The sequence below is a fragment of the Vibrio sp. 10N.261.45.E2 genome, from assembly GCF_002875705.1.
GTDB lineage: Bacteria > Pseudomonadota > Gammaproteobacteria > Enterobacterales > Vibrionaceae > Vibrio.
This window is the reverse complement of record NZ_MCZZ01000120.1, coordinates 60,823-83,400: the sequence shown is the minus strand read 5'-3', so window position 1 is coordinate 83,400 and position 22,578 is coordinate 60,823. Positions and strand designations below refer to the sequence as shown.

The following is a 22,578-nucleotide window of genomic DNA, read 5'->3' as shown; positions in this document are numbered from 1 at the left end:
TCTTAAACGATCGGCATTAGTTTATTGCGGGGTGGTTTGCGATTAGAGGTTCAATGAGCATTGCTTCTGTAGGGGTGAATTTGTAGATTCCAATCCAAACTAACACTAATGCTACGCCAATCACGCCTAGGTTGTATCCCACATTACTCTGTTTTAAATCATAGGTTTGAACATGCATAAAAGTACTCCATTTAATAAAATCACCGAATATGACCGCAAGAGTTCAGATTAAATTTCGCGTTGATAATAATACTTAATAGATTTATCCAGATTTCTATTGGATGGCGACTTATTGTCTCGATATGAACGGAAAATCCAGTGATGTAGATAACCGAAGCAATAGGTAGGCAAAGTACTGTTCGAAAGGTAAAACGAGTTTTCCAATTTTTGTTTTCAACACTGGGAATTTGGATTAGATTACGTTGATGTTCACCCTAATTATAAGAAGAGTATAACCCGTGAAAATTCATAGAATTAACCCGACTAAACGTTGGTCTGATGTGACTGTTTTTAACGGAATCGCAAGCTTTGTTGAAGTGGCAGAGACGGACACAACGGCAGGCATTAAGAGTCAGGTTCAACAAATTTTTGATCAAGCTGAAGAAATGATGCGTTTGGTCGACAGCGATAAATCTCGCGTCTTGTCGGTGACGATTTACCTAACGGATTTCGCTAACTTTGATGCACTCAATGAAGTGTGGGAAGCGTGGTTTCCTGAAGGTTGTGCGCCAAGCCGTGCGTGCGTGAAAGCTGAACTTGCTAACCCTGAGTTATTGGTTGAGATGTCGTTTATGGTTGCTGCGGGTGAGAAGTTTCAATAAGCCTGAATACTGCAGATATAAGCGTTAGTAGACATAAGCATCAATCACTTAGACAATTAGCAGATAAAAAAGCCACTCAGGTGAATCACTTGAGTGGCTTTTTCGTTTTGTACGCTACCGAGACTATATCAAACTAGGTATTAAGCGATGCCTTGATCTCTTGCCATCTGCTTCGCGATCTTTGGTGCGTGCCATAAACACGGCAGTAAGATGAACGAAACAGGAACAGCTGTAATTACAATGAACGACTGTAGAGCAGAAATACCGCCAGCGCCCATTGAGATAAGTGCGATTGCAACTGCACCCATGATGATACCCCAGAAGGTACGTACCGCTGCGTTTGGCTCTGTTGTGCCTGTCATTACCACACTGATCGTGTAAGTCATTGAGTCACCTGTCGTCACAATGAACGTGGTTGTCAGGATTAGGAACAGAATCGCAATTAGAGTAGGGAACGGCAGTTGTGCAGTAATAGCCAGTAACACAGCTGGAAGGTTGAAACCTTCGAACGCGCTAGAAATTACACCTGGATTCTCTAGTTCAAACGCTAAACCACTACCACCGACGATGCTGAACCAGAAACACGTAACAAGCGGTGCAACGATGCTGATAGAAACGATCATTTGGCGAATAGTACGGCCGCGTGAGATGCGAGCGATAAATATAGCCATCATTGGACCATAGCCTAAGAACCAACCCCAGAAGAATACTGTCCAGCCACCTAACCAAGCAGTGTCTTGGCGGTAAAGCGCCATTGGGATGAAGTTATCAACCATTTCGCCCATGCCTTGCAGGTAACCGTCAACGATGAAGCTCGTTGGGCCAACTAAAAGGATGTATCCGATTAGACACACAGACAAGATGATGTTGTAACGGCTTACCAGTTGGATGCCCTTGTTCACGCCGCTCAAAGCAGAAAGCGTGTACATAGCGATAGCAAAGATAATCACGACACTTTGCGTTGCGAATGTATCTGAAATGCCAAACAGTTCGCTCAGAGCGTAGCTGATTTGTAGACCAAGGAAGCCGATAGGGCCGATAGTACCTGCGGCAACAGCAACAATACTGCATGCATCGACTACGTTACCAACCCAGCTATTAATCGCTTTGTCGCCTAGGACAGGGTAAAGCAGAGTGCGGGGCTTAAGAGGGAGACCTTTGTCGTAATGCAGATGCATTAACACGATGGAAGACAAGCCACCTAGGATTGCCCATGCAAGAAAACCCCAGTGCATGAAAGATTGTGATAAGGCATTGAAAGCCATCTCTTGTGGATCAGCGTTGCCATAAAGTGGCGGAGCTGAAACAAAGTGAGCAATTGGCTCTGCCGCTGCCCAGAACACACCACCACCCGCTAGGAGTGTACACAGGACGATAGACATCCATTTGAAGGTGGTCATTTCTGGTAGGGCAAGTGTTCCTAAACGAACGTGGCCTGTGCGACCCAGTGCGAGCACTAAACCGATAATGAAATTGAGTAGTAGTAGGACTTGCCAGAAAGCACCAAACCACTTAGTTGAATAACTAAAGCCGATGTTAACAAGTTCGGACAACACGGAGGTGTTGGTGAAAGCGAGGATGACAAAGAGGGTTAAAAAACTACCACTAAGCCAAAAGACTGGGTTTCCGAGTTCCAGTTTTTCACCCAAAGATTGAGCTTTATTGAAATCGATAGAAGTAGATTCTGCGTTGATGTTTTCGTTGGCGACTTGCGTCAAGTTGGACATTATTTCTTCGCTATATTTGGCTCTTTCAAGCCTATGTATTTCTCCCACACTTGCATAGAAATGTGAGGTTCGTCAAAAAAGCCGCCGATACTAACACATTTGTTATCAAAAAGTGGGCGAATTCCAAAAAGAACACCAAATCACCCATAAATCTCTACTTTTTGGTTAGATTTAATACGAATTTTTTTCTCAAACCTGAATCACATTTCCGATTTTTGAGACATTATTTTTTAGCTTTCCGAAATAAATTAATATTAGTTGTTGGTGCAAAATAAGTGTCGACTCATTGCATGCTATAAACAAATTAATGCGAGTCATTTTATAAATACTGAATATTTTAGGTGTTTAATTGGCGCTGTTACCTACAGTTGTTTTGCGAAGAGATTTAAGTGGTAAGGAAAATGCCATTTAGATTAAACATCTTGAAACAACAACTTAAGGGATAGCTAACATGCACCTAAACCAAGGAAGAGTGGCCAAGAAGGTTTTTACACTCAGTACTCTCACCGCGTCATGCTTGATGGCGTTCAACAGTTATGCAGCTGTTGATTGTTCAACGCTAGAAACGTGGGATTCAGCCACGGTTTACACCGGTGGTGATCAGGTTTCACATGACGGCAGCGCGTACTCAGCGAATTACTGGAATCAAAACAACAACCCGAGCCAATTTGAAGGTGATTACGCACAGTGGAAAAAACTGGATGTGTGTAGCGGTAATGGAGGCGGCGGTACACCAAATGAAGCGCCAACCGCTTCGCTAACAGCGCCAACGGCATCCGATGTGATTGTTGAAGGTGATAATGTCGTATTGAGTGCAACCGCACTAGACGCTGATGGCAGTGTTGCTTCCGTAGAATTCTTTGTCGATGGTTCTTCGGTTGCAGTAGTGACAGCGGCACCATTTGAAGCGGCTTGGGCAGCAACGTCTGGTAGCCATCAAGTTTCAGCTGTTGCAACGGATAATGAAGGCGCAGCAAGTGTTGCAAGCGCGGTTTCAGTTTCTGTTGATTCAGCACAACCGGGTAATGAAGCGCCAACAGTTTCAGTGACACTTTCAGCAACGTCTGTTGATGTTGGTGGTGTTGTCACACTGACAGCAACGGCAGCAGATAGCGATGGTACAGTTGATAAGGTTGATTTCTACGTAGCGGGTGCTCTTGTGGGTACAGCAGCGACAAGTCCTTACACACTCGATTACACAACCACTCAAGCAGGCTCTTTAGCAGTTTACGCGAAAGCGACAGACGACCAAGGCGCAACGACTGATTCGGCTTTGGCTTCTTTGACAGTGAACGGCGCTCCAACGGTGAGCTCTTGTCGTCCTGATGGCTTGTATCAAACTCAAGGTGTCGATGTTCCCTACTGTACGATTTACGATGATGAAGGTCGTGAGAAAATGGGCGCGGATCACCCACGTCGTGTGATTGGTTACTTCACAAGCTGGCGTGCAGGGGATGACCCGCAAGCAGCTTACCTAGTAAATGATATTCCTTGGGAACAACTTACACACATTAACTACGCGTTCGTGAGCATTGGTTCAGACGGTAAAGTAAACGTGGGTGATGTAAACGATCCGAATAACGCCGCAGTAGGTAAAGAGTGGCCGGGTGTAGAAGTTGATCCTGCATTAGGCTTCAAAGGCCACTTTGGTGCGCTCGCAACAGCGAAGAAAAAACATGGTGTTAAAACGTTAATCTCAATCGGTGGTTGGGCTGAAACGGGCGGTCACTTTGCGACTGACGGTAGCCGAGTTGCTGATGGTGGTTTCTACACGATGACGACCAATGCTGATGGCTCTATCAACCATCAAGGTATCGAAACATTCGCGACTTCAGCGGTTGAAATGCTTCGTAAATACCAGTTCGATGGTCTAGATATCGATTACGAATACCCAACCTCAATGGCGGGCGCTGGTAACCCGTATGACAAAGATTTCATGGAACCACGTCGTCAGTACCTATGGGCTTCGTACCAAGTATTGATGAAAGTGCTGCGTGAGAAGCTTGATGTGGCGTCTGCTGAAGATGGCAATCACTACATGTTGACTATCGCGGCACCTTCTTCTGGCTACCTATTGCGCGGTATGGAAACATTCGATGTAACTAAATACCTCGATTACGTCAACATTATGTCTTACGACCTTCACGGTGCATGGAACGATCACGTTGGTCATAACGCTGCCTTGTTTGATACAGGTAAAGATTCAGAGTTAGCACAGTGGAACGTTTACGGCACTGCGGCTTACGGTGGCATCGGTTATTTGAACACAGATTGGGCTTACCATTACTTCCGCGGCTCTATGCCTGCAGGTCGTATTAACATCGGTGTGCCTTACTACACTCGTGGTTGGCAAGGTGTAACGGGTGGCGAGAATGGTCTTTGGGGCCGAGCTGCACTGCCTAACCAATCTGAATGTGCGGCGGGTACCGGTGAAGGTGAGAAGAACAACTGTGGTCATGGCGCTATTGGTATCGATAACATGTGGCACGATACCGATCCGAAAGGCAACGAAATGGGCGCGGGTTCAAACCCAATGTGGCACGCAAAGAACCTAGAAAAAGGAATTTGGGGTTCTTACGCGGATGCTTACAAGCTTGATCCTGTAAACGATCCTTCTGATGTATTGACGGGTACTTATACGCGTAACTACGACAGCGTGGCGGTTGCTCCTTGGTTATGGAATGCAGAGAAGGGCGTATTCCTTTCAACGGAAGATAAACAGTCTATCGATGTGAAAGCGGACTACGTTATCGATAAAGAGATTGGCGGCATTATGTTCTGGGAACTAGCAGGGGACTATAACTGTTATGTACTCGATGCGAATGGCAACCGAACGTCTATCGATACCACTGAGCAAGCATGTAATAGCGGTAACGGTGAGTTCCACATGGGTAACACAATGACCAAAGCTATCTACGATAAGTTTAAGTCAGCAACCCCATATGGAAACAAAGTTGCGACGGGTGCTATCCCAACAGAAGCGTTAGATATCACCGTATCGGTTGGTGGCTTCAAAGTCGGTGACCAAAACTACCCAATCAACCCTAAGATCACGTTCACGAACAACACAGGGCAAGCACTTCCGGGTGGAACTGAGTTCCAATTCGATATCCCTGTATCAGCACCTGATAACGCGAAAGATCAATCGGGCGGTGGTTTGACGGTGATTGCTTCAGGCCATACTCGTGCGGATAACATCGGTGGGTTAGACGGTACTATGCACCGAGTAGCCTTCACATTACCTGCATGGAAAGAACTGCCTGCTGGTGGCGTGTATGAGCTAGATATGGTGTATTACTTGCCGATTTCTGGCCCTGCTAACTACGCGGTGAATGTTGGTGGTGTTGACTATGCCTTTAGCTTTGAGCAGCCGGATCTACCATTAGGTGATATTAGCTCTGGCGGCGGTAACCCTGGCGATGGCGGTACAAACCCTGGTACATGTGATACTGCAGGTTTAACTGTTTACCCAGATTTACCTCAAAAAGATTGGGCAGGTAATCCAAGCCATGCAAACACGGGTGACCAAGTCGTTCACAACGGTAGTATTTACCAAGCTAACTGGTGGACAAGCTCTGAACCGGGTAGCGACGGTAGCTGGACTCAGGTTTGTTCTTAATCTAAGGCTAAGCAATGCATTTATAGGTTATAGAATGTAGTAATTAATAGTATGTATGAATGTTTTACGCCTATTTATCAGAGCTTTATTAAGAATTAAGTCACCGATTTAAACGTCAAATTAAAACGCCGAACTGAATCCAGTTCGGCGTTTTTGCTATAAGTCACAGATTGCGTATATAAATGAGTCATAATATCGACACTCGTTCAGTAAAAAACAAAAACATGATATAAAACAGTATGTATATAAGAGAAATAGCAGCGTTACCTAAATTATAAATCTATGGGGTAATCTTGAAAGTCACACGTAAATACATTCTTCGTTTTTCCATTGCACTCGCCGTCGTGTCGATGATTCTTTCTGCTGTCCAATTTAATCGAACTGAGAAGTCATTATTAGAATCTAACCAACTGTTTTTTCGTACGATCGTGAATGCGAGCTATGACATTGTCGATACCACAGTTAATGAGGCGATAAAGACATACCTCAAAGGAATTACGGATACTGTTGCATCCCATGTATGGCACGCAACGCCAGAACAAGAAATTGAACAGGTAAAGCAAATTGCCAGCGAGCTGCACATTGGACAATCGGGTTATATCTATTTGATGTCACCACAAGGCGTCCACCTTTATCATCCATTCTTGCAAGGTAAGAAGCGCGGGCATCTTACTCATATCCAAAAACAGCTCAGTATTGACTCTGGTATGAGCGAATACTTTCACGCCAATCCTCATGAGATTAGTCGGCGTGCCAAGGTCGCCTATTCCATGAGGCTACCGAGTGGTAACACTTTGGTTGCTACAACCTATAAAGAAGAACTGATGTATTTGGTCGATATTGAAGGCCTAAAAGACAAACTGAGAAAGTATGCGTTTGGTGATAGCGGATATGTGTATATTATTGATCTGAAGGGTGACTTAGTGCTTCATCCAGATTATGAACATAAGTCATTGCAATCTTTGATAGGCTACTCGTCTCAACTCCTTATTGACCGAATCGCCACCAAACCTGAAGGTCATTTCAGCTACTCGGTTTCCAGTGATAGCGGCACGAGCAGTAAAAATGTCTTCTATAAGTTTTACCCTTATCTGAATTGGGTCATTTCAGCAGGTATCCTAGAACAAGAACTTAATCGAAATCACAGCCTGTTGTTTATTAGTTTGATGGCTCTAGTGGTGAGTTTACTGTGCATTATTGTCGTATTGGTGCTTTATCTGCGGCATCGTCACCTCAAAATTCTGGATGTTGCGAGCCTCGATTACCTCACGGGTCTTCCTAGCCGGCGGAGTTTTATCGAGCAGTTAAAGCTGAAAATTGCTCAAAGGTCTCCTAATTCGCTAACAAATGTCGGTGTCATTTTGCTTGATATTGACCATTTCAAACGTGTGAATGATCAATATGGTCACGCTCAAGGCGATAGGGTTATCTGTGAAGTCGCAAAATCACTCAAGCGATTTGTTAATCGTCGTCGTTTGATTGCACGCTATGGCGGTGAAGAGTTTATTTTGGTGACGTTTGATTGTGATGAACGTGAGTTATTCGAATTGTCTGAGGCACTCAGGCTCTGTATTCAGCAATTACAAGGTTTAGTGTCCCCAGTAACAATCAGTGCCGGTTGTTGTCATGCCCAAGCATTGACTGATATTGAAACCGCTATCGATCAAGCCGATAAAGCGCTTTATCAAGCAAAAGAAAGTGGGCGTAATAATACTCAGATGTATCGAGAGAATGAATATCGGGTTGCTTACATGTAATGTGATAGCGGAATACTAGAAGTACTTAAAGACCTAATGCAAACAAATCATAGTCTTGTGAACGAAAGACACAAAAAAGCCCAAATAGAACGCTCTATTTGGGCTTTTTCAGAATTATTTGAAGTGCGATCCGCTAATTTAAGCTTTCGCTGCTTTCATCGCTTCCGTTTTTTTTTCCTTTTGCATTTTTGCAAGGAAGTAGATGTTTACACAAGCGATGAAACCGTTGGTCGCGACAACTGGCCATGCGTCAATCATAACGCCGTATGCTGTAAAGAGAGTACAGCCAATAAAGTTAAGGACACGCAGACGAACGATATCTTTCATTGTTAATGAAATTGCGACCATAATAGATGCCGCGTAACCTAAAATTTCAACCATATTGAATTCCATTGTTTGACCCTCTTAAATTTGCCGATACTTTGTCGGTACCAATTCTTCTCTTCATGAGATGATTGAGGAAGCTCCGTGCCTCGAATGGTCTGGTTATGTTTAACGAGGTAGACTATACCAACTCTGTTTTTGTGATTAAACCCCCAAAACGAACAGTAGTGAAGGTTAGCGATTACGCAAACGTTTAATGACCTTTCTATTAACATAATTACTATTTATGTTGGAAGGTTAATTAATAGTTATTCTTATATAGGTAAGGAAGCCGCGAATGATAAAACGATCCATTTGTGCAACAAAAAGCATAAAAAAGGCAGCGTTGTTAGCTATACTCGCTGTTGGACTAACAGCATGTACTTCACAAGAAGTGCCACCCTCACACAGCTATGGTGTGGTTACGAGCGGTGATTTTTATTTCATGAAAAACGGAGTAGTGACGTACTCATGGCACCCTGAGTCAGAAAAGGTTTATCTTTCTCAAAAATACGATGAAACCGTGGTTACTGATTTAGTGCGTGAGTCGATTCAGGAGCAACTCTCAATTAAAGGTTATCAGCTAAAACAGGAAGGTGTAGGTGATGTTGTTGTAGGTTTTGGGTTGGCGGAAGAATCGGAACTGAACGATGAGTCGATTTTCGATGCGATTCAGTTGTCTACTGGTGTGCCATTTTATGATGGTGAAGGTAAAGTTGCGGAGAAAGGATCGTTGTACATTGCGTTTTTCGTACCTAACTCTCAAGTCGTACAGTGGCAAGCATTAGCACAGTCTGGCATCCAACCTGATTTAGAGCCAAGCGAGAGCAAAAAGCGTATTACTGGCTTTATTGAAATGTTATTTAGACGTATGCCAGAACGATAGAATTAGGCATTGGATGTATTCATTGAGCCAATAGTAGCTGTTGGAAATATGGTCAGATCGCAGATTATACTTTTTTATTTGTAACGAACGGTACAAATACGTAAAGCAACGTAAAGTTCGCGCTTCTTTTGCTAGCATTTGTCTATACTGCACAAAACGTTAACTTAGGTTTGATTCAATGAAACTGTTCTCCAAATACTCTCTCCCTCTATTAAGTATATTCATTGTAAGTAACGCAGCGATGGTTAGCGATGCAGCTATCGCAGCACCTTCTATCGTACCGACTCCACCTAGCTTAGGCGCTAAAGGGTATGTGTTAATCGACTTTAATTCCGGTGATGTGTTAGTAGAAAAAAACGCACACACAAAGTTAAATCCAGCGAGTTTGACCAAGCTGATGACCAGCTATGTGGCTGGACAAGAGATGAAGCGAGGTAATATCTCTGCTGACGATCAAGTACGAATCAGCGAGAACGCGTGGGCAAAGAAATTCCCTGACTCTTCAAAGATGTTTATCGAAGTCAATACTGATGTCGCGATGATGGATCTTTACCGTGGCTTGATTATTCAATCAGGTAACGATGCAAGTGTTGCAATTGCGGAACACGTTGCGGGCTCACAAGATGCATTTGTGGACCTTATGAACTCTTGGGCGACATCGCTCAAACTAGAAAACACCCACTTTGCCAATGCACATGGCTTAGACGCTGACGATCTCTATTCGACCCCTTACGATATTGCGCTACTCGGTCGTGCCATCATTCGTGATTTACCGGATGTGTATGGCTTATACAGTGAGCGTTCTTTCAGTTACAACGGCATCACACAACACAACCGTAATGGCTTGTTGCGTGATAGAAGCTTGACCGTTGATGGCATGAAAACAGGCTACACCTCTGGTGCAGGCTACAGTTTGGCGAGTTCAGCGACACAAGGCGAGATGAGACTTATCGCGGTTGTGATGGGCGCATCAAGCGTTAAGAGCCGTGAATCAGACAGCAAACAGTTATTGAGCTATGGTTTCCGCTTCTTTGATACGCTAAATCCGCATCAAGGCGGAGATCAAGTGGCTGAAGAGAAGGTGTGGTTTGGTGAGCAAGACACATTGAAACTCGGTGTGGCAGAAGACACGTTCATTACGCTACCTAAGTCAGATAGCAAAAAGCTGACTGCATCTATCGAGCTTAACTCTGAACTTAAAGCTCCAATTGCAGAAGGCCAAACGCTAGGTGTGGTTCATTACACCGTTGATGGTGAAGATGTTCAAACTCAACCTTTGATCGCGCTGGAAGCGGTTGAGCAGGGCGGGTTGTTCAAACGTTTAATGGATTACGTTAAGCTGTTCTTCGCAAGCCTATTCTAAATAGAGCTTGTGGCGATTAGCTACAATGAAAAACATAAATATGATGGGTGTTGTGAGTGAATCACAGCGCCCATTGTTATTTCTATATCAATGAAAACAGCGCACCGCACCATCTTTATTAGCCGTAGCGGGCGGTTTCGATTACTATACGCAAAATTTAGCAGTGTAGTCACTTATGACGATAGAGATAAAGAACGTAACCGAACCTGAAGTAACTTGTGCCAATTGTCAGGCATGCTGTTGTCGTTTAGAGGTTATGATCATCACAGATACGGGCGTACCTGAAGAGCACATCGCTTATGATGAATGGGGCGGTGAAACCATGAAGCGCCTGGATGATGGTTGGTGTTCCGCGGTAGATAGAGAAACATTGATGTGTACTATCTACGAAAACCGACCATGGATCTGTCGTGAGTTCGAAATGGGCTCTTTTGAGTGTGTCGACCAGCGAAAAGAGGTGATGGGTTAGGCTGCGGTTTCAGCTCCTTTACCCATGTTTTAAATCAACGTACGATTTCTTTTAAGTCAGGGCTTTATATCTCGATCTGATATAAAGCCCTGATTCGTTTCTATCGGTTTAGCGTTGCGTGAGTACGAGTCCATTTAGAACTCAGAAGGCACTTCAAACTCCATCCATTCACCGGTTGTCGGGTGAATCAACTTTAAGTAGCCAGCATGCAAGTGTAGTCGTTCGCGCTTGTAGCCATATAGGTCATCACCTCGAATCGGAACACCAAGCCCTTGTGGGTGAGCGCAGTGTACTCGCAGCTGGTGGGTTCGCCCTGTTCTAGGGTACAAGTGCACCTTCGTTTTGCCATTATGAGCACCAACCACTTGCCAATGGGTCTCTGCATTTCGGCCGTGTTGGTGGCAAACAAGCTGTCTTGGTCTGTCTGTGATATCGCCGCGTAAAGGAAGGCTGATATCGCCAGATTCCCCCGTTACTTCACCATCTAACAAAGCGGTGTAGCGTTTCTCAACGGTTCTATCGATGAACTGCTTCTGGATGTGTTTGTTGGATTCTGCCGTGAGCGCCAAGATCAATAAGCCAGACGTCGACATATCCAATCTATGGATGATCAAAGGGCCAGTCGCATCCGGGTAACGCGCTTTAATACGTGTATAAATCGAGTCTTCGATAAACTTACCAGGAACCGACAAAAACTCTTCAGGCTTATTGACGACTACGATCTCGTCGTCTTCATAAACAATATCAAAAGATTTGCCAACCGCAGGGTTTACGATAAGCGGGTTATCTTCTAGCTCAATGCCATTTAGCTGGTGTTCGAGGATCTCAAAGCTTTTGCTCTGACAAACCGGGTAGAGGTTTCCATGTTGTCGAATGATATCTGTAGGCGGTAATCCCCACCAAAATTCAGATAATGCTAACGGTTTAAATCCGTACTCAAAGGCGAAGTTAAGCAGCTTAGGTAGGCAGCAGTCGCCAGAACCTTCAAGTGCGTTTTTGTTATCGAGTAACTCGAGTAAATTCTTAGATTGCTTGGCTTGATTGAAAAACCGATAGTGCGATAGACGTTGAGTTTCTAACTGCTCTGAAATGGCTTGGTGATCTTGTTTACGGTTTTTCAGCTCGCTTTCAATCGCATCAACTTGTGATTGACGCTCTGCGGTCTTGTGTTTCCATTCAATACGAAGCGCTTTTAGGTCGCGCTTCTCTTGGCTACTTTGATTGCCCAATTGTTTGAGCAAATTAGCCGCTGACTCTAGATTTCCTAACGCCTTTTCTTGATTGGCTTGCTCTCTGAGTTCGTTACGCTGAGCTTTGTTCGCGGCCATGGCTAACTGAAAGGCTTCGATAGACTGAGCTGATTCCACTTTTAACGCTTCCAGTTCAGCCAATAATTCGTCTAGGTTGTGCGATTGTTGTAGATTTTCAATATCGTCCGCTAGTTGCAATTGGCGATCGAGGCTTTCACTGTTTTGTGATTGAAATTGTTCCAAGTCGAACGCGGGTGGAACAAAACTAATATTTTGTAATTGAGAAACCAGAGATGGATCCAACTGCAAGCCTGAGAATGCAGATAAGTAACCTAGCTCTAGTGTTGTTGAGTTCTGAACAAGAAGCACAGCGTAGAGATTACCTAGCGAGTTTTCATTTACACCACAGTCGACAAGTGACTGTTGAAGATCCAGCATAGCTAATTCACACGTAGGGTGCGGGGTATAGTAATACGGAAACGTAAAACGAGTCGGTAGCGCTAAATCTACATTCGTGTTTGCTAGGTGCAGAGGTGTGTATTGAGCGAGGCTTGCTGGCATTAAGATCAAACTCTATGGCTGTTCTGTTAGAGTTCGGTATTGTTGTCGAAATGAAGCTAAATGAGAAGCCAAAGCGGAAGATAAATCGGCTTTGGCTTCATTTAGTTTGTCATGTTCATGCTATGGAAGCATTTAATGGCACAGATCGCGATTAATTGGAGTGTTCTAACTCTAATTGCTCTGCTTTTTGATAAGCAGGGTGGCTCGCTAAAAGCTCACCGTATTTAGTGATGTTCGGGTAAGGCGCAGTTGCACCAAAGTTACCCACGATTTCTACGATGAACGACATCATAAAATCTGCACCGGTGAGTGTGTCTGCAACCAAGTAGGTTTTACCTTCAAGTGCATTATTCACATAAGTTAAGATTTTTTGGTTTTCATCGTCTGCATAACCGCCTAGGAAGTTAGTCTCACAGCCGTCTTTCATCACGAAGATCTTAAGCAACATTGGTAAAATACCTGAGCTTTCAGCGAAGTGAAGCCATTGTGAATATTCCACGTAGTCTGCGGTGCCGCGTGTAGGTGCGAACTTACCTTGACCGTATTTGTCGATTAGGTATTCCGTTATAGCACCAGACTCAGTGATCACGACGCCATCGTCTTCAATGACAGGAGATTTACCAAGAGGGTGAACCGACTTCAATTCAGGTGGTGCTAAAAACGTGACACTGTCTCGTTGGTAAGGTTTGATTTGATAGTCGACACCAAGCTCTTCCAATAACCAGATGATGCGCTTCGAACGTGATTTATTCAGGTGATGTAAAGTAATCATAATTCTGCCTATTCTATCTTTAAGCTATTTTGGTTCGTTAGTTTTGATAACAAGTTTGCCGAAGTTCTGGCCTTCCAATAGACCCATGAATGCTTGTGGAGCTTCATCTAAGCCTTCAATTAGGTGCTCGCGGTAGTGCATTTTTCCTTGAGACAGCCATTCGGTCATTTGAACCGCAAACTCGTTGTAACGGTGTGCGTAGTCATCAAAGATGATGAAGCCTTGCATTTTAATGCGCTTAACTAGAAGAGTGCCCATCAGGCTAGACATGCGGTCTGGTCCTTCAGGAAGAGATGTAGCATTGTATTGTGAGATAAGGCCACAAACTGGGATTCGAGCACCTGTGTTTAGAAGAGGCATTACTGCATCGAATACCTTACCGCCAACGTTTTCAAAGTAAACGTCGATGCCGTTGTCACATGCTTTCGCCAGTTGTTCAGCAAAGTCGTCTGCCTTGTGGTCGATACATTCATCAAAGCCAAGAACCTCTTTCGCGTACTGGCATTTCTCTTTACCGCCAGCCACACCAATGACGCGACATCCTTTCAGTTTACCGATTTGTCCAACCGTTGCGCCTACAGGGCCTGTCGCCGCAGCCACGACTAAGGTATCGCCTTCTTTCGGTTGGCCGATATCGAGTAAACCCATGTAAGCGGTAAAGCCTGGCATGCCCATGATGCCAAGTGCGTAAGAGGGGTGAGTCGGCTCTTTGCCTAGTTTGATAAGGCCTTCACCGTTCGAAACACCATAATCTTGCCAACCTGTGTACGCCAAGACCCATTCGCCCACTTCAAAGTCGCTGTTGTTTGACGCTTCAACCTGACACACGGTTGCACCTACCATCACATCATCGATGGCAACTGGGTCTGCGTAAGACTTCGCGTCGCTCATTCGGCCACGCATATAAGGGTCAAGAGAGAGGTAAACTGAGCGAAGTAACATCTCGCCGTCGTTAATTGTTGGTGCTGCCACTGTTTCTAAGCGGAAGTTATCTTGAGTCGGTGCGCCAACAGGGCGAGAAGCCAATACGATGCGGCGATTGTCTTGTTGAGTCATTGGATATCCTTAATTTTATATTATGTTTATCTAGAATTAGACCAGTCGTCTAGTTTTGTTCTCTAAAAATCCCGCCGTCATCGAACTGATAAGTGGGCGGGTAGTTTGTCTTAAGTTCAAGCAAATAAAAGTGAATAAAATGCGGTGCGCGTTATTGGCTCTCACCTCTTAAAATGCGTTCAGTAAGGCTTAATGCCGATTCTAAGCTATGAGAGCTCTGGCTCAGTTTGCTCAATAAGCTTGCACCTAACCACATGGAGTATAGATTCTGAGCGGCTTCTTGGCTGTTTTCTACCGAGATAGAGCCATCTTTAATCCCGCCAACGATACATTGTTGAATGGTTGTTGTTACTTTCTCAGCACCATTTAGAAGAGCTTGACGCATAGGATCAGAAAGGTCGGAAACCTCAGCACTGAGCTTAACGACTAAGCACTTATGAGCATTACAGGTACCGTTCTCGGTCTTCGCCCATAGCGAGAAATAGCTCAAGATTCGCTGAGAATGATTACCTTCACCGTGGACTAAAATGGCTTCAATCTTAGTGATGTAGTTTTCAAAATAGTGTTGGATCAGCGCCTCACCAAATTGCTCTTTCGATTTAAAGTAGTGATAAAACGATCCTTTCGGTACGTTCGCTTCTTTAAGCAATTGCGATAGGCCAACGCCGTTAAAGCCGTTGCTCACTATTAATTGATAGCCAACATCTAAAATATGCAGGCGTGTGTCATTTGTTTTCTCATTCATGGCGTTACTATAAGTTAAATTAGACCAGTCGTCTAGTGGTCGGTTTTTGGAGGGGATATTGTGCAGTGCAAAGGTGTCTTCAAATGTACAGATGTAAAAAAGCCCCAACATAGCTCATATGTTGGGGCTTAAATAAGAAGCTTATTTTATAGCGATTAGATTATTGGATAGAGATTAACTCAACATCAAAAATCAATGTAGCTGATGGTGGGATAGGACCAGAACCACCTTTACCGTAAGCTAGAGTGCTTGGAATAAATAGGCGGACTTTTTGGCCTTCAACCATGTAAGTCAAACCTTCTTGCCAGCCTTTGATTACTTGCTTAAGTGCAAATGAGATTGGCTCGCCACGCTCAACAGAGCTGTCAAAAACAGTGCCGTCAATAAGTGTACCATGGTAATGAACCGTTACTTTGCTGTTTTTAGTTGGGTGCTCTGTGCCTGTACCTTCTTCAAGAACAAGGTATTGAAGACCGCTTTCAGTCGTAATCACGCCTTCTTTAGTGCCGTTTTCAATTAGAAATTGTTGGCCTTGTTCGAAGTTTTCTCCGCCAGACTTATGATTCGTCCAAGTACGGTAAATCATGAAACCCGCCAAAAGAAAGACAATGACCGGGATGACAAATTTAGACATAGTAAAACCTATTTATATTGAGTGCAGAATTTCGTAGTTAATACAGAATGCGTTAATTCGCTGGCAAAATCGCGATTATGGTTGAGTCAAAAGGTAGTTGATCGTTTTCGCAATGCCAGCAACGTCTTGGTGACCTGCTGTTAGTACTTGGTATTTACCGTTGATGATAAAGGTTGGTACTGAGTTGATCTGACCTTTTACTGAGATCTCTTCTGCTTTTTTAACGTAGTCGAAAAGAGCAACTTGCTGTTCTTTATTCAGTTGGTATGGGCTAACCAAACCGCGAGAAGTAAACGCTGTCTCTAGTACTTGTTGGCGCTGCTCTGGTGTTGCATCGGCACCCATTTGAACTGCACCAAATAGGTCGTCCATGAACGCGTGGTCAGGCTTAGCATCAAGCTGCATTACTGCTGTGTAGTAGATCATTGCACTGATTTGAGCACTTTCGTTGAACGTCACGTGCATCTTGCCAACAGTTTGATCTGTTAGAGATTCAATCTCTGGAATTGCACTTTCCATTTGACGGCAGTGACCACAGTTAAGAGAGAAGATTTCAGTGATCGGAGACAAGTTAAATTCTGTTAGAGCAGTTGGAAGCGCTTCGTATTGAACGCCTTTTTGCGGCTCGTCTGTTTCACTACAACCCGCGATAATAAGTACGGCGGCAATTGCTGTGATGAATTTGGTAAATGGTTTAAACATAATGTTTGCTCTAGCGTTGAGAAGTCGTGAGATTCTAACTATTTAGTACGAATTGGAAAACAATTATAAGGTAAATAAATGCAAACAGTTCGAACTAGCGGGTGATGACAGGCTAGTTGACGGTTAACTGTGATCAACAGCACTTTTTTTGTTCTGTTTGCTTTTGGTATAAAGTTTTCGTCTAAAGTTTTTCTCTCGGTGCCGATATAGACATCAGTGAATGGTTTATCTGCATGAGTGGTTGGTGAAGTAATGAGATATTTAGCGATAATGTTAAGCATAGCTTTGGTTGGGTGTGAAGCCACATCACCAACTGATTTACTTGGCGGTAACATGCTAGAAACTGCGCCGCAAACCGATTACGACTTGATGCATCCTGAATGGGGTGTGGTTCAAACGACTCATGCAGCAAGTAATCGCGGTTACTCTATTCAGAGCAGTACTCATCATCAAAGAACCATCACTACCAACTACGGACGTGGCGTATCAACGAACGATCCGCTGGAAGTCTTTTTAAGACAAAACCGTATCGATTTTGAAGTGTTGCCGGGTAACCATGTGATGGTAAAGCTTGAACAACACGTGAACTTTAAAACAGGTTCAGCATTCCCAGAGCCAGCTTATAATCAATGGTTAGACACACTAGGCAGTTATCTTGCTCAACGCCAAGATATAGATGTAGTCATTGAAGGACATACGGACAACACGGGTACAGATCGAATCAACGATCCACTTTCAGAGCAGCGCGCAAAAGAAGTGAAGGCACGCTTAGAAAGTAACTACGTGTCGAGCCGTTCTATTTATACTCGCGGCTTTGGTGAGTATGTTCCCGCTTGTACCAACGCGTCAGCGCAAGGCAAGGCGTGTAACCGCCGTGTAGAATTGATGCTGATTGTCGCTAAATAGCCGTTGGTGTTTGTGCTCTCAAGCTAGAACAGCGCACAGATACCAGATATAAAAAATCCCTCACATTCGAGGGATTTTTTGTATTTGGCTTCTGTTGCTTTACCGCTTATGCAAACTGCTTCTCTAAGTAAGTCACGATATCTGAAGATTCGTACATCCACTCAGTTTTGCCGTCTTTTTCAATACGTAGGCAAGGCACTTTCACACGACCGCCACCAGCCTCAAGCTCGGCACGGTATTGTTCGTTGTTTTTTGCATCACGAAGTTCAAATTGAACCGATTGACGTTTCATCGCGCGGCGCACTTTCACACAAAATGGGCACGCTTCGAATTGGTATAACGTGTGCGTTTTTGCTTGTTCATTCACTTTGTTTTGCTCTTCTTGAGAGCGTTTCACACCATGCGGGCTGAAAACAAAATTCAATAACAAGATGACACGACCTAAGAACCAACGGATAAACTTCATAACTCTCTCTACATATTTAAAATTAGCGTTACAATTTGCAGCATTATATACACAAGTTTTGCCAGATGCTCGCAACAAACCGCTAATATCTATTTTGTCCGTTCGATCGTGTGAGACTTAGCCACATTTAACCCTAAACGCTTAGACAGTCGAGTCAGGTTTGCTCGGTCTGTTTTCAGAACACGGCCTGCTTGTGCCCAGTTAAAGTTGGCATCTTCTAATACCTCAGTAATGATACTGCGTTGAAAATCATCCGTTGCACCGCGTAGCCCTGCAGAAAGGTCGATCGTTGGTGTTGATAACGGTGTGTTCTTCGCCTGTGTCGTCGCAATTGGCTGGTCTTGGTCGAGTGGACCACAATCTTCCTTGGTAATTGTCACCAAGTTTTTATTGGTACTACGTGCTAACGCTTTCAGTGCTGAACGGCTGATCACGTGCTCAAGTTCACGCACGTTACCTGGCCAACCGTAACGGTTTAGGAAAGAAAGAACGTCAGAGCGGAACTTGACTTGGTTGATACCAAGCTTACGACGCGCTTGTTCTAGGAAGAAGCCAGCTAGTAAGCTGATGTCGTCACCACGATCTTTCAGGGCAGGTACCGCGATAGGGTACACACTCAGTCGGTGGTATAAATCGGCTCTGAATCGACCGTCTTCAACTTCTTGCTTTAAGTCTCGGTTGGTTGCAGCCAGAACACGAACATCAATAGTTTGGATATTGTCTTGGCCAACAGGTTGGATTTCGTTGTTTTGCAGTGCACGCAGTAACTTACTTTGCGCAGTTAAGGGTAATTCACCAATTTCATCTAAGAACAGCGTGCCACCATCGGCTAACGCAAACTTACCTAAGCGGTTTTTGTCTGCGCCAGTAAACGCGCCACGAACGTGACCAAACAGTTCACTCTCCACTAAGTTTTCAGGAATTGCAGCACAGTTTACGTAGACGAGTGGGTTACGTTTACGTTGTGATTGGTGGTGCAGGGTACGAGCTACTAGCTCTTTACCAACCCCCGTGTCACCGTGAATCAAGATATTGAATTCAGACGGTGCGACAACCGCGATGTCATTCTTAAGCGCGACCATGGTATCACTGTTACCAATCAACTCGCCGCCGTCACGTTCCCACGCTTCTACGTTCAACTCTTCCAGTAATTGCTTTGACTGTTTTGCTTGATGTTCAAGTTGCGAGAAGGTTAGTGCCATCTGCATGGATGACGCCGCAATAGCAGCCAGTACTTCGAGGTTGCGAGCCGGGATATTAGCGAAGACATCAGGTTTTAGGCTATCTAGAGTTAGAACCCCTAATAGCTTGTCGCCAAAGAGCAAAGGTAGGCCCATGCAAGCGTGCATTGGCAGATCGCCATCATGGTCTATCAGCAGGCCATCGAAAGGATCGGGTAGGGAGCTGTCGGCATCGAAACGAACAGGAGAGCGAGACGCGCAGATTTCTTCAAAACGAGGGTGTTCTGAAATAATAAAGCGACGACCGAATGTATCTCGACTAAGCCCTTGCATTGCAATAGGGACTAAAGTGTCGCCTTGAAGGCTTAAAAGCGCGACACAATCACACGTTATAGTTTTACGAATGGCATCAATAAGGCGATTAAAACGATCTTGATCGTTCACACCACTCGCGAGGCCAATGGTCATTTCCATGAGGGTAGATGCGGAGATATCTTGCATAAAAAACTCTAACTGTGTGTGTTTATCTACATAATAGAGTCTTATAGACTTAAAAAAAAGGTCTTTTTGACATTTTTATAAGATGGGTTTTGAGAATAAAACCAGTAATGGCGGGGATTGATAAACTTGGCACTGATTGTGCAATGAGAGTCGTGGAATTCATATTATAGCTCTGATTGGAAAGACTATTCTTGATCTCAATCAATCAAGCGGCATTAATCAGATTCCACGATTTTTTGAAACAAAAGTGAGTCAAAATAACTCGGTTTCTAAAAATAACTAACGTTTCAGAAAATCGATAAGTCATTCTTAAATTTTCAGTAGTCAAAATGACATATAGGTCATAAGGCTCAGTGTTCGGAGTAAATTCATGCTTAACAATGCACATATCGAAATCATCAAATCTACTATTCCTCTACTTGAGAGTGCAGGCCCTGCTTTAACTCAGCATTTTTATCAACGTATGTTCGCGCATAACCCTGAGTTGAAAGATATCTTCAATATGACTCACCAAAGAACAGGTCGCCAAGGCGTAGCACTGTTTGAAGCTATCGCGGCTTATGCAAAGAACATTGAAAACCTAGCAGCGTTAACAACAGCGGTTGAACGCATTGCTCAGAAACACACAAGTTTTAACATTCAACCAGAGCATTACCAAATTGTTGGTTTACACCTGATTGAAACATTACGTGAATTAGCTGCTGACGCGTTTACTCCAGAAGTGGAAGAAGCATGGACAGCCGCTTACCTATTCTTAGCGCAAGTATTCATTGATCGTGAAGCTGAACTTTACTTACAGCGTAAGCAAGCTGTAGGTGGTTGGGAAGCGGCACGTGCATTTGTGATTGCAGATAAGATTGAAGAATCAGCACTTGTAACAAGCTTTATCCTTCAGCCAAAAGATGGCGGTGAAGTTCTGGATTACACTCCAGGTCAATACATTGGTATTGAAGTGAAACCTGAAGGCTCTCAATACAGCGAGATTCGTCAATATTCACTGTCAGATAAGCCAAACGGCAAGCAATACCGCATTTCTGTTAAACGTGAAGGACAAGGCCAAGAGACACAAGGTGTTGTATCCAACCACCTACACGACACGGTTGCAATTGGCGATGAAGTTAGCTTATACGCACCAGCGGGTGACTTTATGTACCAAGAGCGCAGCAAGCCAGTAACGCTTATCTCTGCAGGTGTTGGTGTAACGCCAATGCAGTCTATGCTTGAGTACCTAAATACGGAAGATAAAAACGAGCCAGTGCTTTACCTTCACGCTTGTGAAAACGTAGGCCAACACTCTTTCACGAGCCGCGTTAAAGATATCGTTGCCGATAAAGGTTGGGAAGCGAAAACGTGGTACATGAATAAAGACGAATCTGCATGTGAAAACACACATCAAGGTCAAATGGATCTCGCGTCTATCTCTGATACTAAAGGCTTTGAAGAGAGTGATTTCTATATCTGTGGACCTGTTGGTTTCATGAAGAATATCGTGGAACAATTAGATGCACTTAAAGTTGATCGTTCACGTGTACATTACGAAGTATTCGGCCCTCACGCTAACTTCTAATCGCCCTCGATAGTTCTATTAACATTCGTTTGAACTATTAATACCTTGCCTATTCAAAGGTCTCACGCTGTGAGGCCTTTTTTCGTTTGGTGTGTCCCGTTTGTCGTCACAGAATCGTGGTGAGTACGGTTAATCACACTAGCATCTCATTAAGAACGTTTGATCTTTTTAGATATGTAGTTCGAATCGAAAAACTCAGGCCAGTACATCTTCACATATCCGCCTGCAACCCAAATCACTAGGATGGTTGCGATGGTAAGCTCGAAGAAACCAAACTTGTGCAGCCAATACCATTGCGGGTATTCCGCGCCGAAAAAAGTGGTTAATCGGTGCATCGCAATGGCGCTGATCACGGATGGGAAGGTGACGGCAGCAATCGAAGGTTGGAACTTCAGACGCATTAGGCGGATGTAACACAGGTAAATTAATAGTGTCATGGTGATGGCAATCCCCGACAACGCACCTGTCAGGATAGGGTCTGGGTTGTCGAAGTTAACCAAGTAGGCTGCTAACGATAAATTAACCGGAGCTGCCATGATAGCAAGTGTTGGCCTTGCTCGACGTGGCAGGTTGCCTTCAAACACCAAGCGGTACAACACGACTGGTAGCATAAGGAAATAGATACCGATACAAGTGGCCGCAAGTGTTTCTGAAAAGACGGTATGGCCAAACTGTGTGCCTGCTAAGGAGCTGCTGATCAAACCGACCGGATACAGAAACCAACTCGGTACAATGTTCGACATTTTGAAGTTGATGATCTGAAAACTAAAGAACAACACCATCATGGTAAAGTGCAGCAATAGCGCACAGAACCAAACTGGGTAGGCGATGACTGGCGATATCTCGGCTAAGTAGTCGCACAGAATCAGAAGTGCCATGCTCATTGGCGCCATTAAGCTTCCCACTAATGGGTGGCGTATGTCATTAAGGAAGGTATTAAAGCTTGTTAAATAGCGCAGTAAAACAGGCAGTAATAACAGTGCGCCGAATGAAGCGAGGTAGGGGCGAAGGATCTCACCAATGCCCGGTATATATAGAGCCCAAGCTTGTCCTAACCCAATAACGCCAAGTGCTAAAGACGCCTGAGAGGGCGGCACATTTTTTACTTGGGTTAATCTTCTCCAGTTCAACGACTTGCTCCAACTTAGTTAATTACAGAATACTGCATTATTTGCTCTAGTTAGAGCGTGTAGATTTTCCATCAATAGATTTTGAGGAAACTCAACTAATTT

19 protein-coding genes and 1 pseudogene are annotated in these 22,578 nt (G+C 44.2%); 8 read left to right on the top strand and 12 right to left on the bottom strand.

Annotated elements, in window-relative coordinates; translation table 11 throughout:
- Positions 1-19: 19 nt before the first annotated feature.
- Positions 20-178, bottom strand: a pseudogene (locus tag BCT34_RS10855) (DUF417 family protein); the annotation flags it as partial.
- A gap of 280 nt (positions 179-458) precedes the next feature.
- On the opposite strand from BCT34_RS10855, the gene BCT34_RS10850 reads away from it, so the two are divergent.
- Positions 459-821, top strand: coding sequence for a RidA family protein (locus BCT34_RS10850; RefSeq protein ID WP_076651131.1), 363 nt, complete (start codon positions 459-461; stop codon positions 819-821).
- Between the two features lie 140 nt (positions 822-961).
- On the opposite strand, the gene BCT34_RS10845 is transcribed toward BCT34_RS10850, so the two are convergent.
- The gene (locus BCT34_RS10845; RefSeq protein WP_076651132.1) at positions 962-2,548 is read right to left on the bottom strand and encodes a BCCT family transporter; all 1,587 of its coding nucleotides are present in this window, start codon (positions 2,546-2,548) and stop codon (positions 962-964) included.
- A gap of 451 nt (positions 2,549-2,999) precedes the next feature.
- On the opposite strand from BCT34_RS10845, the gene BCT34_RS10835 reads away from it, so the two are divergent.
- Complete coding sequence (locus BCT34_RS10835; RefSeq protein WP_076651133.1) at positions 3,000-6,167, top strand: glycosyl hydrolase family 18 protein; 3,168 nt, start codon at positions 3,000-3,002, stop codon at positions 6,165-6,167.
- Between the two features lie 293 nt (positions 6,168-6,460).
- Positions 6,461-7,924, top strand: a complete 1,464-nt coding sequence (locus BCT34_RS10830; RefSeq protein ID WP_076651134.1) for a sensor domain-containing diguanylate cyclase — start codon at positions 6,461-6,463, stop codon at positions 7,922-7,924.
- A gap of 138 nt (positions 7,925-8,062) precedes the next feature.
- Here BCT34_RS10830 and BCT34_RS10825 read toward each other — a convergent pair whose 3' ends face one another.
- Positions 8,063-8,317 carry a YgjV family protein gene (locus BCT34_RS10825; RefSeq protein ID WP_010430226.1) on the bottom strand — a complete coding sequence of 85 codons (255 nt, stop codon included), beginning with the start codon at positions 8,315-8,317 and terminating at the stop codon, positions 8,063-8,065.
- Positions 8,318-8,585: 268 nt separating this feature from the next.
- Between BCT34_RS10825 and BCT34_RS10820 the strand changes: the two genes are divergently transcribed.
- The 3 genes from BCT34_RS10820 to BCT34_RS10810 all read left to right on the top strand — a co-directional run bounded on the left by BCT34_RS10820 (position 8,586) and on the right by BCT34_RS10810 (position 11,005).
- A complete protein-coding gene (locus tag BCT34_RS10820) occupies positions 8,586-9,173 on the top strand; it encodes a DUF4136 domain-containing protein (RefSeq protein WP_076651135.1) in 588 nt (195 codons plus the stop codon).
- 178 nt (positions 9,174-9,351) lie between these two features.
- A complete protein-coding gene (locus BCT34_RS10815; RefSeq protein ID WP_076651136.1) occupies positions 9,352-10,536 on the top strand; it encodes a D-alanyl-D-alanine carboxypeptidase family protein in 1,185 nt (394 codons plus the stop codon).
- A 175-nt stretch (positions 10,537-10,711) separates the two neighbouring features.
- A complete protein-coding gene (locus tag BCT34_RS10810) occupies positions 10,712-11,005 on the top strand; it encodes a YkgJ family cysteine cluster protein (RefSeq protein WP_076651137.1) in 294 nt (97 codons plus the stop codon).
- A 134-nt stretch (positions 11,006-11,139) separates the two neighbouring features.
- Here BCT34_RS10810 and BCT34_RS10805 read toward each other — a convergent pair whose 3' ends face one another.
- The 6 genes from BCT34_RS10805 to BCT34_RS10780 form a co-directional block, all read right to left on the bottom strand.
- Entirely contained in the window at positions 11,140-12,816 is a 1,677-nt protein-coding gene (locus BCT34_RS10805; protein WP_076651138.1) for an RluA family pseudouridine synthase, read from the bottom strand.
- 151 nt (positions 12,817-12,967) lie between these two features.
- Positions 12,968-13,588, bottom strand: a complete 621-nt coding sequence (locus BCT34_RS10800; protein WP_076651139.1) for a glutathione S-transferase — start codon at positions 13,586-13,588, stop codon at positions 12,968-12,970.
- Positions 13,589-13,612: 24 nt separating this feature from the next.
- Complete coding sequence (locus tag BCT34_RS10795; protein WP_076651140.1) at positions 13,613-14,644, bottom strand: NADP-dependent oxidoreductase; 1,032 nt, start codon at positions 14,642-14,644, stop codon at positions 13,613-13,615.
- 151 nt (positions 14,645-14,795) lie between these two features.
- A complete protein-coding gene (locus tag BCT34_RS10790; RefSeq protein ID WP_076651141.1) occupies positions 14,796-15,389 on the bottom strand; it encodes a TetR/AcrR family transcriptional regulator in 594 nt (197 codons plus the stop codon).
- Positions 15,390-15,549: 160 nt separating this feature from the next.
- Complete coding sequence (locus tag BCT34_RS10785) at positions 15,550-16,023, bottom strand: FKBP-type peptidyl-prolyl cis-trans isomerase (protein ID WP_076651142.1); 474 nt, start codon at positions 16,021-16,023, stop codon at positions 15,550-15,552.
- 75 nt (positions 16,024-16,098) lie between these two features.
- Complete coding sequence (locus BCT34_RS10780) at positions 16,099-16,725, bottom strand: thioredoxin domain-containing protein (RefSeq protein WP_076651143.1); 627 nt, start codon at positions 16,723-16,725, stop codon at positions 16,099-16,101.
- A 270-nt stretch (positions 16,726-16,995) separates the two neighbouring features.
- Between BCT34_RS10780 and BCT34_RS10770 the strand changes: the two genes are divergently transcribed.
- A complete protein-coding gene (locus tag BCT34_RS10770) occupies positions 16,996-17,631 on the top strand; it encodes an OmpA family protein (RefSeq protein WP_076651144.1) in 636 nt (211 codons plus the stop codon).
- Between the two features lie 106 nt (positions 17,632-17,737).
- On the opposite strand, the gene BCT34_RS10765 is transcribed toward BCT34_RS10770, so the two are convergent.
- Positions 17,738-18,097, bottom strand: a complete 360-nt coding sequence (locus BCT34_RS10765; RefSeq protein WP_076651145.1) for a glutaredoxin — start codon at positions 18,095-18,097, stop codon at positions 17,738-17,740.
- A gap of 89 nt (positions 18,098-18,186) precedes the next feature.
- Positions 18,187-19,779 (bottom strand): nitric oxide reductase transcriptional regulator NorR, encoded by a 1,593-nt coding sequence (norR, locus tag BCT34_RS10760; RefSeq protein WP_076651146.1) that lies wholly within the window; start codon positions 19,777-19,779, stop codon positions 18,187-18,189.
- Between the two features lie 370 nt (positions 19,780-20,149).
- On the opposite strand from norR, the gene hmpA reads away from it, so the two are divergent.
- Positions 20,150-21,346: an NO-inducible flavohemoprotein gene (gene hmpA, locus BCT34_RS10755; protein WP_076651147.1), complete on the top strand. Its 1,197-nt coding sequence runs from the start codon at positions 20,150-20,152 to the stop codon at positions 21,344-21,346.
- Positions 21,347-21,495: 149 nt separating this feature from the next.
- On the opposite strand, the gene BCT34_RS10750 is transcribed toward hmpA, so the two are convergent.
- On the bottom strand, positions 21,496-22,476 hold the full coding sequence (locus BCT34_RS10750; RefSeq protein ID WP_174571127.1) for a TDT family transporter: 981 nt from the start codon (positions 22,474-22,476) through the stop codon (positions 21,496-21,498).
- Positions 22,477-22,578: the final 102 nt, after the last annotated feature.

Bases quoted from the DNA above. Each gene is read 5' to 3' on its own strand.
- BCT34_RS10805 (WP_076651138.1), bottom strand. From the start codon at position 12,816: ATGCCAGCAAGCCTCGCTCAATACACACCTCTGCACCTAGCAAACACG.
- hmpA (WP_076651147.1), top strand. From the start codon at position 20,150: ATGCTTAACAATGCACATATCGAAATCATCAAATCTACTATTCCTCTA.
- norR (WP_076651146.1), bottom strand. From the start codon at position 19,779: ATGCAAGATATCTCCGCATCTACCCTCATGGAAATGACCATTGGCCTC.
- BCT34_RS10810 (WP_076651137.1), top strand. From the start codon at position 10,712: ATGACGATAGAGATAAAGAACGTAACCGAACCTGAAGTAACTTGTGCC.
- BCT34_RS10800 (WP_076651139.1), bottom strand. From the start codon at position 13,588: ATGATTACTTTACATCACCTGAATAAATCACGTTCGAAGCGCATCATC.
- BCT34_RS10795 (WP_076651140.1), bottom strand. From the start codon at position 14,644: ATGACTCAACAAGACAATCGCCGCATCGTATTGGCTTCTCGCCCTGTT.
- BCT34_RS10820 (WP_076651135.1), top strand. From the start codon at position 8,586: ATGATAAAACGATCCATTTGTGCAACAAAAAGCATAAAAAAGGCAGCG.
- BCT34_RS10825 (WP_010430226.1), bottom strand. From the start codon at position 8,317: ATGGAATTCAATATGGTTGAAATTTTAGGTTACGCGGCATCTATTATG.
- BCT34_RS10770 (WP_076651144.1), top strand. From the start codon at position 16,996: ATGTTAAGCATAGCTTTGGTTGGGTGTGAAGCCACATCACCAACTGAT.
- BCT34_RS10780 (WP_076651143.1), bottom strand. From the start codon at position 16,725: ATGTTTAAACCATTTACCAAATTCATCACAGCAATTGCCGCCGTACTT.
- BCT34_RS10815 (WP_076651136.1), top strand. From the start codon at position 9,352: ATGAAACTGTTCTCCAAATACTCTCTCCCTCTATTAAGTATATTCATT.
- BCT34_RS10785 (WP_076651142.1), bottom strand. From the start codon at position 16,023: ATGTCTAAATTTGTCATCCCGGTCATTGTCTTTCTTTTGGCGGGTTTC.
- BCT34_RS10790 (WP_076651141.1), bottom strand. From the start codon at position 15,389: ATGAATGAGAAAACAAATGACACACGCCTGCATATTTTAGATGTTGGC.
- BCT34_RS10845 (WP_076651132.1), bottom strand. From the start codon at position 2,548: ATGTCCAACTTGACGCAAGTCGCCAACGAAAACATCAACGCAGAATCT.
- BCT34_RS10835 (WP_076651133.1), top strand. From the start codon at position 3,000: ATGCACCTAAACCAAGGAAGAGTGGCCAAGAAGGTTTTTACACTCAGT.
- BCT34_RS10765 (WP_076651145.1), bottom strand. From the start codon at position 18,097: ATGAAGTTTATCCGTTGGTTCTTAGGTCGTGTCATCTTGTTATTGAAT.